This window comes from Brachybacterium vulturis (genome assembly GCF_043641765.1).
Taxonomy (GTDB): domain Bacteria; phylum Actinomycetota; class Actinomycetes; order Actinomycetales; family Dermabacteraceae; genus Brachybacterium; species Brachybacterium vulturis_A.
Genome location: NZ_JBHZRO010000003.1, coordinates 143,799 through 157,602, shown reverse-complemented (window position 1 = coordinate 157,602; position 13,804 = coordinate 143,799). Strand labels below are relative to the sequence as shown.

At 71.4% G+C, this 13,804-nt stretch carries 12 protein-coding genes; all 12 read left to right on the top strand.

Annotated features, from left to right (window positions below; genetic code table 11):
* Positions 1-29: 29 nt before the first annotated feature.
* On the top strand, positions 30-1,568 hold the full coding sequence (gene murC / locus ACHUEU_RS03435; RefSeq protein ID WP_394214495.1) for a UDP-N-acetylmuramate--L-alanine ligase: 1,539 nt from the start codon (positions 30-32) through the stop codon (positions 1,566-1,568).
* Between the two features lie 329 nt (positions 1,569-1,897).
* Positions 1,898-2,635 carry a cell division protein FtsQ/DivIB gene (locus ACHUEU_RS03430; protein ID WP_394214493.1) on the top strand — a complete coding sequence of 246 codons (738 nt, stop codon included), beginning with the start codon at positions 1,898-1,900 and terminating at the stop codon, positions 2,633-2,635.
* 215 nt (positions 2,636-2,850) lie between these two features.
* Entirely contained in the window at positions 2,851-4,170 is a 1,320-nt protein-coding gene (gene ftsZ / locus ACHUEU_RS03425; protein WP_394214491.1) for a cell division protein FtsZ, read from the top strand.
* Complete coding sequence (pgeF, locus tag ACHUEU_RS03420) at positions 4,167-4,901, top strand: peptidoglycan editing factor PgeF (RefSeq protein WP_394214490.1); 735 nt, start codon at positions 4,167-4,169, stop codon at positions 4,899-4,901. Before ftsZ ends, pgeF begins: the two co-directional genes overlap by 4 nt.
* 177 nt (positions 4,902-5,078) lie before the next feature.
* Positions 5,079-5,567, top strand: a complete 489-nt coding sequence (locus ACHUEU_RS03415) for a cell division protein SepF (protein ID WP_096803626.1) — start codon at positions 5,079-5,081, stop codon at positions 5,565-5,567.
* 6 nt (positions 5,568-5,573) lie between these two features.
* A complete protein-coding gene (locus ACHUEU_RS03410; RefSeq protein ID WP_096803625.1) occupies positions 5,574-5,864 on the top strand; it encodes a YggT family protein in 291 nt (96 codons plus the stop codon).
* Between the two features lie 94 nt (positions 5,865-5,958).
* Positions 5,959-6,711: a DivIVA domain-containing protein gene (locus ACHUEU_RS03405; RefSeq protein WP_394214489.1), complete on the top strand. Its 753-nt coding sequence runs from the start codon at positions 5,959-5,961 to the stop codon at positions 6,709-6,711.
* Positions 6,708-7,313, top strand: coding sequence for a signal peptidase II (gene lspA, locus ACHUEU_RS03400; protein ID WP_394214487.1), 606 nt, complete (start codon positions 6,708-6,710; stop codon positions 7,311-7,313). The genes ACHUEU_RS03405 and lspA overlap by 4 nt, the downstream gene beginning before the upstream one ends.
* The gene (locus ACHUEU_RS03395; RefSeq protein ID WP_394214486.1) at positions 7,310-8,236 is read left to right on the top strand and encodes an RluA family pseudouridine synthase; all 927 of its coding nucleotides are present in this window, start codon (positions 7,310-7,312) and stop codon (positions 8,234-8,236) included. The genes lspA and ACHUEU_RS03395 overlap by 4 nt, the downstream gene beginning before the upstream one ends.
* A gap of 50 nt (positions 8,237-8,286) precedes the next feature.
* Positions 8,287-9,018 carry a hypothetical protein gene (locus tag ACHUEU_RS03390; protein ID WP_394214484.1) on the top strand — a complete coding sequence of 244 codons (732 nt, stop codon included), beginning with the start codon at positions 8,287-8,289 and terminating at the stop codon, positions 9,016-9,018.
* Positions 9,019-9,142: 124 nt separating this feature from the next.
* Positions 9,143-12,241, top strand: a complete 3,099-nt coding sequence (locus tag ACHUEU_RS03385; RefSeq protein ID WP_394214483.1) for an alpha-mannosidase — start codon at positions 9,143-9,145, stop codon at positions 12,239-12,241.
* Between the two features lie 256 nt (positions 12,242-12,497).
* Entirely contained in the window at positions 12,498-13,772 is a 1,275-nt protein-coding gene (locus ACHUEU_RS03380) for an ABC transporter substrate-binding protein (protein WP_394214482.1), read from the top strand.
* The last annotated feature ends 32 nt before the right edge of the window (positions 13,773-13,804 follow it).

The following is a 13,804-nucleotide window of genomic DNA, read 5'->3' as shown; positions in this document are numbered from 1 at the left end:
CGACCCGCCGAGCGGATTACGGTGAGCACATGACTTCTGCCCCCGAGAACGGTTCCCTGCCGCCGCTGACCCCGCGCACGATCCTGCGTGCCGGCGACGTGGTCACCCAGCCGGACTGGCCGGCGGGCAGGGACGTGCGCTCGGTGCACGTGGTGCGCATCGGCGGAGCCGGGATGAGCGCCGTCGCCCGCCTCGCGCTCGAGTCCGGGCTCACCGTCAGCGGCTCCGACTCGCAGGAGGGCCAGTTCATCGACCCGCTGCGCGCAGCCGGAGCCCGCATCGGCATCGGCTTCGACGCAAGCCTGCTGGCCCCGGACCTCGACCTGGTGATCGTCTCCACCGCCGTGCGTGCCGACAACCCCGAGGTGCTCGCCGCCCGCGAGCGGGGGCTCCCCGTCATCCACCGCGCCGCCGCCCTCGCCGGTCTGCTCGGCGACCGCGACCTGGTCGCCGTCGCCGGCACCCACGGGAAGACCACCACCACGGGGATGGCCGTGACCGCGCTGCGCGGCGCGGGGCACGACCCCGCCTGGGCGCTCGGCGCGGCGGTGCCCGATCTGGGCCGCAACGCCGGCCTCGGCGCCGCGGCGTCCGTGCCGTCCGCTCCGTCCGGACCCGCCCCGGGCACCGGACTCGCGGTGGTCGAGGCCGATGAGTCCGACGGCTCCTTCCTCGCCTTCGCCCCGCGCTCCCTGGTGGTGACCAACCTCGAGCCCGACCACCTCGACTTCCACGGCGACACCGCGCACCTCACCGCGGCGTTCGATGCCCTCACCGCACAGCTCGTCCCGGGCGGCACGCTCGTGGTGTGCGCCGACGACCCGGGCGCCCGCGCGCTCGGGCGACGCGCGGCCCAGCGCGGCCTCACCGTCGTGGGCTACGGCACCGGCGAGGACGCCCAGTGGGCGCTGCGGCAGGAGCGCAGCGGTCCCCGCGGCGCCGAGATCGCGATCGACACGCCCCGCGGGGAGCTCACCGCACAGCTCTCGGTGACCGGGCACCACAACGTGCTCAACGCCCTCGGCGCCCTCGCCGCGAGCGCCGCCGCCGTGCCGGAGGCGGACCTCACTGCCCTCGCCGCCGGGCTGGGGACCTTCACGGGCGCCTCCCGCCGCTTCGACGTAGCCGGGACCGCCGGGGGAGTGACCGTCGTGGACGACTACGCCCACCATCCGCGGGAGGTGGCCGCGACCATCGCCGCCGCCCGGGGGATCGTCGCCGCGCGGCCGGTGCCGGGACGGGTCCTCGTCGGATTCCAGCCGCACCTGTACTCCCGCACCCGCGACTTCGCGGTCGACTTCGCCGCCGCGCTCTCGGCCGCCGATCTGGCCTGGGTGCTGCCCGTCTACGCGGCCCGTGAGGACCCGGACCCGAGGGTCGATGCGCGCACGATCACCGACCTCGCGGCCGAGGCCGTGGAGCCGGTCGCCGGGGACGAGGAGCTCGTGGCACGAGTCGTCGCGGCCGCCCGCCCCGGTGACCTGCTGCTGATGCTCGGCGCCGGGGACGTCGTGGAGATCACCCCCGGGCTGATGGCCGCACTGGACGCCGCCCGAGGACGCCCCTGATGGCCCGGCGCCCCACCGCCCCGCGGCCCCGGCAGAGCCCCCGTCGGTCGGCGGGGTCGGCGAGCCCGCAGCGCCCCTCGGAGACCCCGGCCGTCCGGCGGCGCGCGACCGAGGTCCCACCTGCTCCCGCGTCCTCGCGCACGGCGGGTCCGGCGCGCCCCGCGCCTGCGTCCCCGGCCTCGGCGCGCTCCGCTCCGTCCGCATCGTCCGCGTCCCGCCCCGCCCCGTCGGCAGCGTCGCCCGCCCCGGCCCCCCGTCCCCGCTCCCGGACCGTCGGTCGCCCGCGTCCGCTCGCTGCGGCGGCCGAGGAGTCGAGGGACGGCGGCCGGGTGGTCCAGGCCGCCGGCCGCTTCCGCGCGCTGGTCGTGGGCCGTCCCTGGCGCCGTCGCCGCCGCGCGATCGTCATCGGCGTCGCGATCACCGCAGGGCTGGTGGTCGCGGCCCTGGCCGCCGCGGTCTTCCTGCCCGCGCTGCAGGTCCGCGAGGTGGAGGTCGAGGGCACCGGCTACGTCGAGGAGGCGGACATCCGCGCCGCGCTGGGGCCGGGAGCCGACGGCAGCGTGCTGCTGCTGCCCACCGGGGAGATCGCCGAACAGGTCGGCGCGGTGCCCGGGGTCGCCTCCGTCGACGTCGAGCGGGTCTGGCCGGACGGAGTCCGGGTGAGGATCACCGAGTCCGCTCCGATCGCGCTGCTCACCGCGCTCGACGGCACCTCGGTGGTGGTCGGCGAGGACGGGCAGGCGCTGCCCGCCGCGGCGGGGGAGGGGCAGACCCTGGTCCCGCTCACGGTCACCAGCGGTTCCACCGATCCCGAGGGAGCGGCCGCCGCGATGAGCGAAGTCCTCGCGGAGATGCCCGCCTCGCTGCGCGGCGCGGTCCGGGAGGTCTCGGCCTCCTCCGCGAGCGACGTCACCATCGAGCTCGCCCTCGAGGGCGGGGGTGCCAAGACCGTCGTGTGGGGCGACGCCCGTGACGCGGAGCTCAAGGCCGAGGTGGTCCAGGCGCTGCTCGGCCAGCCGGGCTCCGTGATCGACGTCTCCTCGCCGGTCGCACCCGTCACCCGATGACGCGGGCCGAGGTCGCCTCGGTGATCTCGGCCCCCTCCGTCGCCGACACGCGCCCTCGGTGTTTGCGTGCACGTGCACCGGTCCCTAGCGTCAGAGGAAAGGAGCGGTGCCCCGAAGTCCGAACCTCAACTCGAGGTCCAGGGTTTCGGAAGTCCACGACCAGGTGCGACGCAGGCCCCTCTCCGCGGAGGAACGACAAGAGCAAGGACCCAAACGTGGCCGGAACCCAGATCTCCCTCGCAGTCATCAAGGTCGTCGGCGTCGGCGGCGGAGGTGTCAACGCCGTCAACCGCATGATCGAGTCCGGGATGAAGGGCGTCGAGTTCATCGCGATCAACACCGACGCCCAGGCGCTGCTGATGTCCGACGCGGACGTCAAGCTCGACGTCGGCAAGGACATCACCCGCGGCCTCGGCGCCGGCGCCGACCCCGAGGTCGGCAAACGGGCGGCCGAGGACCACGCCGAGGAGATCGAAGAGGTCATGCGCGGGGCCGATATGGTCTTCGTGACCGCCGGCGAGGGCGGCGGCACCGGCACCGGGGGCGCGCCCGTGGTCGCCAAGATCGCCCGCAGCCTCGGTGCGCTGACCATCGGCGTGGTCACCCGCCCCTTCACCTTCGAGGGCCGCCGCCGCTCCACCCAGGCGGAGTCCGGGATCGCCGGTCTGCAGGCCGAGGTCGACACCCTCATCGTGATCCCCAACGACCGGCTGCTGTCCATCGCGGACAAGCAGGTCTCCATGCTCGACGCCTTCAAGAGCGCGGACCAGGTCCTCCTCTCCGGTGTCCAGGGCATCACGGACCTGATCACCACCCCGGGCCTGATCAACCTCGACTTCGCGGACGTCAAGTCGGTGATGCAGGGTGCCGGCAGCGCCCTGATGGGCATCGGCTCCGCCCGCGGCGACGACCGCGCCCTGCAGGCTGCCGAGCTCGCCGTCTCCAGCCCGCTGCTGGAGGCCTCGATCGACGGCGCCTATGGCGTGCTCCTGTCCATCCAGGGCGGCAGCGATCTGGGCCTGTACGAGGTCTCGGAAGCGGCTCGCCTGGTGCAGGAGGCCGCGCACCCGGATGCGAACATCATCTTCGGCTCCGTCATCGACGACGCCCTGGGCGATGAGGTCCGCGTGACCGTCATCGCCGCCGGCTTCGAAGGCGGCGGCCCGGCCCCGCGCCACGACATCGCCCCGCAGCAGCGGCCGGCACCGCGCACCGAGCAGGCCGCTCCGCCGCGCGCCGCCCAGCCCCGCCCGGCGGCCCAGGAGCAGCGCCCCGCCCAGAGCGGGAACGCCGCCGCGCCCGGCGCCTGGGGTCTGCCGCAGCAGGCCTTCTCCCCGTCGCGCGCCAGCGCTGCGGAGGCCGAGACCGAGGTCATGGATGCGGCGGACACGGAGGGCGACCAGGACTCGGCGCAGGGCCAGGCCGCCCCGCAGCCGGCGCCGCGGGCCCCCGAGCGGGAGCCCGCGCGCCCGCCGCACATCGAGGAGCCGCCGTCGGACGACGACGATCTGGATCTGCCCTCGTTCCTGAAGTGAGCGCACTCCTCACCGCACGGGTCCCGCGTCTTCGCGGGGCCCGTGCCCTGTTCACGGGCCGGGACGGAGGAGTGAGCACCGGGGAGCATGCCGGCTTGAACCTCGCCCGCCACGTCGGGGACGAGGAGCGCCGCGTGCAGCACAACCGTGCCCTGCTCGCCGCGGAGATCGGCGCCCCGGTGGCCTTCGTCGACCAGGTCCACTCCGCCGACGTCCACGTGCTGCCCGCGAGGGGGGACGTGCCGCTCCGCACCGCAGATGCGATGGTCACCGACCGGCGCGACGTCGCGCTGGCGATCATGGTCGCCGACTGTCTGCCGGTGCTGCTGTCCGATCCCGTCGCCGGCGTCGTCGCGGTCGCCCACGCCGGTCGCCAGGGCCTGCTGAGCGGCGTGCTGCAGCACACGGTCGCGGCGATGATCGGGCTCGGTGCCCGCGCGGAGGACCTGGAGGCGAGCATCGGGCCCTCGATCTGCGGGGCCTGCTACGAGGTCCCCGCATCCCTGCGCGAGGAGGCCGCGGCCCGGCTGCCGGCGACCTGGGCGCGCACCTCCTGGAACTCGCCGTCCCTGGACCTGCGCGCCGGCGCGGCCGCGGTGCTCGAAGCCTCTGGGGTGCCGCGCGATGCCCTCGACATGGAGCATCCCTGCACCCTCGAGGACGAGCGCTTCTTCTCCTACCGCCGCAGCTCCCGCACCGGCCGCTTCGCCGGGGTGCTCCGCCGTGGGTGAGCCCGCGGGGTGCCTGGAGGATGAGCTCCGCCGCACCGGACACGCCCACGACACGCCGGGCGCCTCCCGTCGCAGGGGAAATGGCTACGGTACTTTCAGTGGGCAAGGGCTCCCGCGCACTCCCCCGTGCTTCCCTGGAGCCCAGGTCAGCGTGAACAACAGACTGGGAGATCTGCGATGGGAAACTGGCGCAACGCCATGGTCGCCCTCGGCCTCGCCAACGAGGTCGACGACGAGTACTACGAGGACGAGCGGCTCCGCCATGACGAGGCCGTCGCTGCGCCCCGCCGCACCGAGCGCGGCCCTGAGCCCGCACCCGACCGGGAGGCCCAGGTGACCCCGATCCGTCAGCATTCCAACGTGGTCTCCATGGCCCCGGCAGTGGAGGAGTCGATGCATCGCATCACCACGATCCATCCGCGGTCCTACAACGACGCGAAGGCGATCGGCGAGTCGTTCCGCGACGGCGTGCCGGTCATCATGAACCTCACGGACATGCAGGACGGCGACGCCAAGCGCATGGTCGACTTCTCGGCGGGCCTGGTGTTCGGCCTGCGGGGGACCATCGAGCGCGTCACGTCCAAGGTGTTCCTGCTCTCGCCGGAGTTCGTCCAGGTCGACGGAGACAGCTCTGCCGACGAGGGCAGCTTCTACAACCAGAGCTGAGATCCCGTGCAGCTCATCGCGGGAGCGCTGTACCTCGCAGTCCTGATATATCTGATCGTGCTCATCGCGCGACTGGTGCTCGAGTGGATCCAGTCCTACGCGAGGGAGTACCGGCCCTCGGGACTGGTGCTCGTGCTGTTCGAGGTCGTCTACACGCTGACCGACCCGCCGGTGAAGGGCCTCCGACGCCTGATCCCCCCGCTGCGCATCGGCGCCGTCTCCCTCGACCTGAGCCTGATGCTCCTGCTGATCGTCGGATGGATCCTGCTGCGGGTCCTCGGCAGCCTGGCGATGTGACGACCTTCCGGTTCGGGAAGTTCCGCAGCATCCGCTAGGCTGACGGCACTGCGCGCACCGCGCTTCTGACGTAATCACTAGGAAAAGGTGACCCATGGCTCTGATGCCCGAAGACCTGCAGAATCAGCGGTTCACCCCCGTTCGGTTCTCCGAGGGCTACGACATGGACGAGGTGGACAACTTCCTCGACAACGACGTGGAACCTCGTCTCAAGGAACTCATCGCCGAGAACGAGCGCCTGAAGATGGAGCTCGAGGAGGCGCACAACCGCATCGCCGAGCTCGAGACCGGCGAGACCGCCGTCGCCCCGGCAGCGGACGTCTCCGCCACCGGCGAGACCGATGCGATCATCGACACCACCTCGGTCACCGACGCGGATGAGACCGCGGACGAGAAGGACGCGGTCGCCGCCGACGAGGCCGACGCGGACACCGTCGTCGCCGACACCTCCGCGCAGGAGCCCGTCTCCGCGGACGCCGCCCCCGCACAGCAGCCCGCTGTCGAGGCCGCCCCCGTGCAGGAGACCCCGGATCAGTCCGCGGCCGGCATCATCGCCCTGGCGAACCGTCTGCACGACGAGCACGTCAAGAACGGTCAGGACGAGCGCGACCGCCTGATCACCGAGGCCAACGAGGAGCACAAGCGGATCGTGGGCGAGGCCGAGGAGAAGTCCCGCCTCACCCTCACCGAGCTCCAGGAGAAGAAGGCCGAGCTCGACAAGACCATCGAGGGCCTGCGCAACTTCGAGCGCGACTACCGCAACCGTCTGCGCAACTACCTGGAGAACCAGCTCCGCGATCTCGACACCAGCGAGACGCAGGACAAGCAGGCGAACTTCGGTCTGTGAACAACGCTGCCACCGAGTCGGCGAGCGCCGGGCCCGAGGGCTCCGGCGCTCGCCGCCGTCTGAGCCGGGGCGCGGTCCTGGGGATCATGGGGGTGATCGCCGCGGTGCTCGCGGTGAGCGACCAGATCACCAAGAACTGGGCCGTGGCGAACCTGGAGGAGCTGGTGCCCCAGCCCTTCCTGGGTGAGTTCCTGCAGCTGACCCTGCTCTACAACACCGGCGCGGCCTGGGGGATGGGGTCGGAGATCACCCCGGTGGTCACCGGAGCGCAGATCACCATCGTCATCGGCGTGATCGTCTTCGCGCTCAAGGCCGTCCGCTCCCCGGGATACGCGCTCGCGCTCGGCCTCGTCCTGGGCGGCGCGCTCGGCAACATCCACGACCGGCTGCTGCGGGATCCCTCTCCCTTCCACGGCGCCGTCGTGGACTTCCTCGAGCTGCCCCACTGGCCGGTCTTCAACATCGCCGACATGGCCGTGGTGGGCGGCGCGATCCTGATCATCGCCCTCGGGCTGTTCGGCATCGCCGCCGACCCCGCCACCGACGCTCCGGCACCGGAGTCCGCCCAGAACCGGGACACGACCCCGGAGGAGCCGCGGTGAGCGCCTCGCGCACCCTGATGGTGCCCGACGGCCTCGCCGGCGAGCGGGTCGACGTGGGCGTCTCGCGGATGCTGGGCCTGTCCCGCACCCGCGTCGCCGAGCTGGTGGTGGCCGGGCACGTGCTCGTCGACGGCGAGATGCCGGCCCGCTCCACCCGGCTCGAGCCCGGAGCGGTGGTGGACGTCGAGCTGCCCGACGAGAAGCCCGTCGTCGAGGTGCGGCCGCAGATCGCCGAGGGCATGAGCCTGATCCATCAGGACGAGGACATCGTGGTGATCGACAAGCCCGTGGGGGTCGCCGCGCATCCCAGCGCCGGGTGGCGGGGCCCCACCGTGCTGGGTCACCTGGCCGCCGCAGGGGTCGGGATCCGCACCACCGGCGACCCGGAGCGGCAGGGCATCGTCAGCCGCCTGGACGTGGGCACCAGCGGGCTGATGGTCGTCGCCCGCACCGAGCGCGCCTACACCACCCTCAAGGACGCCTTCCGCGCCCGGGAGGTCGGAAAGGTCTACCACGCGGTCTGTCAGGGCACCCCGGACCAGCCGCGCGGCACCATCGAGGCGCCCATCGGCCGCTCCCCGCAGCATGACTACAAGTTCGCCGTGCGCCACGACGGCAAGCACTCGATCACCCATTACGAGACCCTCGAGGACCTCTCGGGTGCGACCCTGCTGAAGATCGGCCTGGAGACCGGCCGCACCCACCAGATCCGGGTGCACATGTCCGCACTGCACCATCCGCTGGTGGGGGATCCGCTCTACGGGGCGGATCCGACGCTCGCCGAGAAGGTGGGGCTGATCCGCCAGTGGCTGCACGCCATGGAGCTGACCTTCATCCATCCGGTGTCCGAGCGAGAGGTCACCTACCGCTCGCAGTACCCCGCGGACCTGCAGCGGGCGCTGGAGGCGCTGCGCGGCCGCTGAGCCGGGAATGCTCCTCGCGGGAGCCGTCTCCCGGGAGGTAGCGTCGAGACATGAGCGATGAGCAGACGACCGGCGCACTGGTTCCGACCCGAGACGCGGCCCTGGCCCGTCCGGATTTCCCCTTCGCGCGCATCGCGCTCCGGCTGGGCGTGGACCCCGCCGAGGCCGAGGCCGTCCTGCGTGACGACGCCAGGGCGCGGGCGGCGATCGCCCGCTCGATCCAGGAGTTCCTCGCGGCCGATGACGAGCGGCGCGCCGGCCGCGCCCCGTCCACCGCGCTCGCCCTGGATCCGGACTTCCCGACCGGGGTGGGCATGGCTCTGGTGGGCGCCGCAGTGCTCTGGGATGCCCGGGACCTGGTGCCCCGCGTCGCGCTGCGGGTCGCGAAGGATCACCACGAGGACGGTGCCGACCAGCTCGCTGCGAGCTACCTCGCCCTGGTCCAGGAGTCGATCGATCCCGGGCAGGACAGCGCGGACGACGCGATCGCCTGGGCCGCGCAGTCGCTGCTGGTCTCCGTGCTGCAGCGCTCCGGCAGCCCCGCGCAGGCTGACGAGATCGCCCGCGACCTGGCCGCTCACGCGGTCCCCATCGACCTCTGGCAGGACGATGACCCGACCCTGCCGGACGACTCGATGTCCTGGCACGGCGGCGCCTTCGTGGGCGGGATACCGCCCCGCCGCGACGAGCGCTCGCTGAGCTTCGAGGACGTGCACGACTATATGAACACCCTGCTGGCAGACATGCGGCGCGAGCAGGAGGCGGAGGGCGACGCGGGCTGAGCAGCCGCGGGAGAGCCAGGACGAGCGACAGTCGGCACGGTCACGGTGCTAGGCTTCCTAAACCGCTTTATGCCCGGTCAGCGGCTGCCTCCGTCGCTCTCCCCACGCTCTTCGAGGAGCTCTCATGCACGACAACCGTCCCACCAGCGAGGATCGCGTCCGCCGGTTCCTCCGCGAAATGCTCCCCGCACGCCGCCACCTGGCCACCGCGCCGCTGACCATCGAGGCGTGGGAGGTGCCGGATGAGCCGGTCCCCTTCGAGGAGGCGCGGCGCCAGAGATACACCCCCGTGTCCGTCGGCGACCGCTGGGGCCGCCCCTGGTCGACCCTGTGGCTGCACGTCACAGGCCAGGTGCCGAGCTCCTGGACCGCCGACGAGGACCGCGACATCGAGCTCCAGCTCGACCTGTCCTTCACGAACATGCCCGGCTTCCAGGCCGAGGCGCTGATCTGGACCCCTGAGGGGGAGACCGTCAAGGCGATCAACCCCTTCAACCAGTACCTCACCCTCGAGGCCGGTCAGGAGGTCGATCTCTACCTCGAGTGCGCCGCCAATCCCAACGTGCCCGGCGACTGGACCTTCGCCACCACCGCACTGGGGGACAAGGCGACCGCCGGCGAGGACCCCTTCTACGACCTCACCATGCTGCGCCTGGCCTGGCGTTCGACGGCGGTCTGGGAGCTCGAGCAAGACGTGACCGCGCTGAACGGTCTCATGCACACCCTGCCCGAGCAGTCCGCGCGCCGCTTCGACATCCTGCACGCCCTGGGGGCGGCCCTGGATGCTGCCGATCCTGATGACCTGCACGGCACGGCAGCGCAGGCGCGCGCCCAGCTGCGCGGCGTGCTCGACGCCCCGGCGAACGCGTCAGCACTGACCGTCATCGCGACGGGCCACGCCCACATCGACTCCGCCTGGCTGTGGCCGCTGCGGGAGACCAAGCGCAAGTGCGCCCGGACCTTCTCCAACGTCTGCTGGCTGCTCGAGCACTACCCGCAGCTGGTCTTCTCATGCTCTTCGGCGCAGCAGTTCCAGTGGATCCGCGACGAGTACCCCGGACTGTTCCGCCGCATCGCCGGGCACGTCGAGGCGGGCCGGTTCGTGCCGGTCGGCGGCATGTGGGTCGAGTCCGACACGAACATGCCCGGTTCCGAGGCCATGGCCCGCCAGTTCCTCCACGGCAAGAAGTTCTTCCTCGAGGAGTTCGGGTTCGAGACCAAGGAGACCTGGCTGCCGGACTCCTTCGGCTACTCCGCCGCGCTGCCGCAGATCTGCGCGCTCGCGGGCAACGACTCCTTCCTCACCCAGAAGGTGTCTTGGAACCAGTACTCGACCTTCCCGCACCACAGCTTCCAGTGGGAGGGCATCGACGGGACCACGCAGTTCACCCACTTCCCACCCATCGACGCCTACAACGGCCAGCTCACCGCCGCCGAACTCGCCTACTTCGAGAAGAACTTCAAGGACAAGGGCGCCAGCCACATCGGTCTGACCCCGACCGGCTGGGGTGACGGGGGCGGCGGCCCCACCCGCGAGATGCTCGCCTCCCAGGAGCGCTTCGCGGATCTCGAGGGTGCGCCGAAGGTCGAGTGGTCCACGTCGCAGGACTTCTTCACCCGTGCCCGCGAGGAGTATGCGAACGCTCCCGTCTGGAACGGAGAGCTCTACCTCGAGCTGCACCGCGGGACGTACTCCTCGCAGATCCTCGGCAAGCAGGGCAACCGTCGCACCGAGGCGCTGATGCACGACGTCGAGCTCTGGAGCGCCACCGCGACTCGCCTGGTCGAGGGCTTCGCCTACCCGTACGAGGAGATCGATTCGCTGTGGGACAAGCTGCTGCTGCTGCAGTTCCACGACATCCTGCCGGGCTCGTCGATCGCCTGGGTGCATCGCGAGGCCGAGCAGTCCTACGACTACCTCACCGAGCGGGGAGAGGCATTGGTCGCGGCCGCACTCGACGCGCTCGACGACGGCTCCGGCATCCTCGTGACCGCGAACTCGGCGTCCCGCCCGCGCCAGGGCGTGGCGCCGCTGGCGATCGCCGCGGCGAGCGATCCTAGCGCCGCGCCGACGGTGCGGGAGGCGGGCGGCGCGCTCACCGTGACCACGCCCGAGCTCCACGTCGAGATCGACGAGCGCGGGCGGCTCACCTCGCTGCGCGCGGGCGCCGACGGCCGTGAGGCGATCGCCCCGGGTGCCTCCGGGGCCCTGCTCCAGCTGCACCGGGACGCACCCAACGCCTGGGACTCCTGGGATATCGATGAGTTCTACCGACACGTCCACCGCGACCTGGTGGCCGAGGACGCCCCGGAGGTCACGCACGACGTGGACGGCACCGTGCGCATCGCCGTCACCCACCGCACCCGCGAGGCCGGCGCCGTCGAGCGGCCCCACGAGGGGATGCCGTCGGTCGGGACCGGATCACGCATCACGTTGACGTACTCGGTCGCTCCCGGCGCCTCGGCCCTCGGCATCGATCTCGACGTCGACTGGCACGAACGCAAGAAGGTGCTCAAGCTGGCCTTCCCGCTGGATGTCCGGGCCGCCGTCATGAGCAGCGAGATCCAGTTCGGCCACATCGACCGGCCGATCCCCGTGAACACCAACGAGGACTTCGGCCGGTTCGAGACCTGCGCACACCGCTGGGTGCAGGTGGCCGAGCCGGACTTCGGCATCGCGCTGGCCAATGACTCCTCCTACGGACACGACGTGAGGCGTGTGCTGCGGGAGGACGACGGCGGGACCACCACGGTGGTCCGCGCGACGGTGCTGCGGGCGGCGGAGTTCCCGGACCCCCTGGCCGAGGAGGGGCAGTACTCCCTGCGCTACGCGATCCGTCCGGACGCCGGCCTCGGGGACGCGGTGGACCTCGGCGAGGAGCTCAACCAGCCCCTGCGCACGCTCCGCCGAGCCGAGGAGCTCGCGCCGGTGGCGCGCCTGGTGGCGTCCGAGGGTGGGGAGGGCAGCGCCCGGATCCAGACCGTCAAGCTCGCCGAGGACCGCTCGGGAGACCTCGTGGTGCGGCTGTACGAGTCCGCGGGGCGCCGCGCCGCGGCGACGCTCGAGGTGCCCGGGGCGACGTCGTTGACGGTGGTCGACCTGCTGGAGCGGCCGCTGACCGAGGAGTCCCCGCTGGGGCATCGGGCCGCCGCTGCGGAGGGGTCGTCGATGGCTCTGGCGCTGAAGCCCTTCGAGATCACGAGCGTGCGCGTCCGCTTCTGAGGTGACAGGCATGACGGCGCCGGGGGTCTGCGGCAGCCCCGGCGCCGCGCTCTGCCTCGGAAGACCCGGTGGGCCGGGGCGGAGGACCGCCCCAGGCAGTCGGGCCGACGCGCCCGGACGGCGCGGATGTTGACAGGCGGCAGGCGGGGTGCCACGATCACTTTAGCGCTTTAGTTCCAGGTTGTCGGGAGTGTCCTTCCCAGCGCGCGTTCCACCCACGTCATGAAGAGTCGTGCACCACAGAAGAGGTCCAGTCATGTCAGCTACCCGACGCACATTCCTCGCAGCCGGTTCCGGAGCCGCCGCTGCCACCCTGGCAGGATGTGGTCTCTCCGGTAGCGGCGGGAGCAGCGACGACGTCGCCGAGCAGGCCGCGTCGGGGGAGATCGCCGGGGAGGTCACCTTCCAGTCGTGGTCGCTGAAGAACGAGAAGTTCACGCCCTTCTTCGAGCAGGTGATCCAGGACTTCCAGGACAAGTACCCGGGCACCACCGTGAACTGGATGGATCAGCCCGGTGAGGGCTATCAGGACAAGGTCCTGGCCCAGGCGAACTCCGAGGCGCTGCCCGATGTCATCAATCTCCCGCCGAACCTGGCCTACCCCCTGGCCTCGACCGACTTCCTGCTCGACCTGGGCGCAGCGGTTCCCGAGCTCGCGTCCACCTATGTCGAAGGAGCCGTCAAGGGCTACCAGTTCCCCCAGCTGGAGGGCTCTTTCGGGTTCCCCTGGTACCTGGGCACCGATATGAACTGGTGGAACATCGCCCAGCTCTCCGCGTTCGGTGTCGACAAGTCCTCGCTGCCCACCTCGCTCGACGAGATGTTCGACCTCGCCCTGCAGGTCCACGAAGAGGGTGGCGAGAGCCCCGTCATGTCGAGCATGCCGGAGATCGTGATCACCTCGGGCGACAGCGGCGAGTTCGACTTCGCCACTGAGGAGAACGTCGCGCTCCTGCAGAAGTACGTCGATCTCTACGCCGCCGGGGCCATGCCGCCCGAGGTCCTGAACAACGACTACACGGGCAATGCCGCGCTGTACAAGCAGAGCAAGGTTCTATGGACCACCGCCACCTCGACCTACGCCGGCGAGCTGAAGGAGGGAGCACCCTCCCTGCTGGAGGACACCGTTGTCTCTCCCCGTTTCGGCGAACCGCCACTGTTCGTCCAAGGCGTCTGCGTCTCGAAGAAGTCCGCGAACGCCGCCACGGCTCTGGCCTTCGCGCAGTTCCTCACCAACGACGAGAATCAGATCGAGTTCTGCACCCTCGCGCAGGGATTCCTGCCCGGCACCCAGAAGGCCGCCGCTGATCCCTCGAAGTTTGCCCAGGACAGCGACCTCGAGCTGCAGAACCGGGCTGTCGAGGTCGCCTCCGAGTCGATGGACACCGCGGTCGACAACACGAACGTGCGGTGGACCGAGGACATGGAGACCAATCTTATTCAGCAGATGGCCACGGCGATGCAGGGGGAGATCACGGCGCAGGCCGCGCTCGAGGCGGCCGTCGAGTACGGCAACCAGAACCTCGCCTGACGCCGAGGGCCTTCCTTCCCCCACCCCGGACG

What these genes read in the sequence shown, in the direction of transcription:
- murC (WP_394214495.1), top strand. Translation starts at nt 30, where the DNA reads ATGACTTCTGCCCCCGAGAACGGTTCCCTGCCGCCGCTGACCCCGCGC.
- ACHUEU_RS03390 (WP_394214484.1), top strand. Translation starts at nt 8,287, where the DNA reads ATGAGCGATGAGCAGACGACCGGCGCACTGGTTCCGACCCGAGACGCG.
- ACHUEU_RS03385 (WP_394214483.1), top strand. Translation starts at nt 9,143, where the DNA reads ATGCACGACAACCGTCCCACCAGCGAGGATCGCGTCCGCCGGTTCCTC.
- ACHUEU_RS03405 (WP_394214489.1), top strand. Translation starts at nt 5,959, where the DNA reads ATGGCTCTGATGCCCGAAGACCTGCAGAATCAGCGGTTCACCCCCGTT.
- ACHUEU_RS03380 (WP_394214482.1), top strand. Translation starts at nt 12,498, where the DNA reads ATGTCAGCTACCCGACGCACATTCCTCGCAGCCGGTTCCGGAGCCGCC.
- ACHUEU_RS03415 (WP_096803626.1), top strand. Translation starts at nt 5,079, where the DNA reads ATGGGAAACTGGCGCAACGCCATGGTCGCCCTCGGCCTCGCCAACGAG.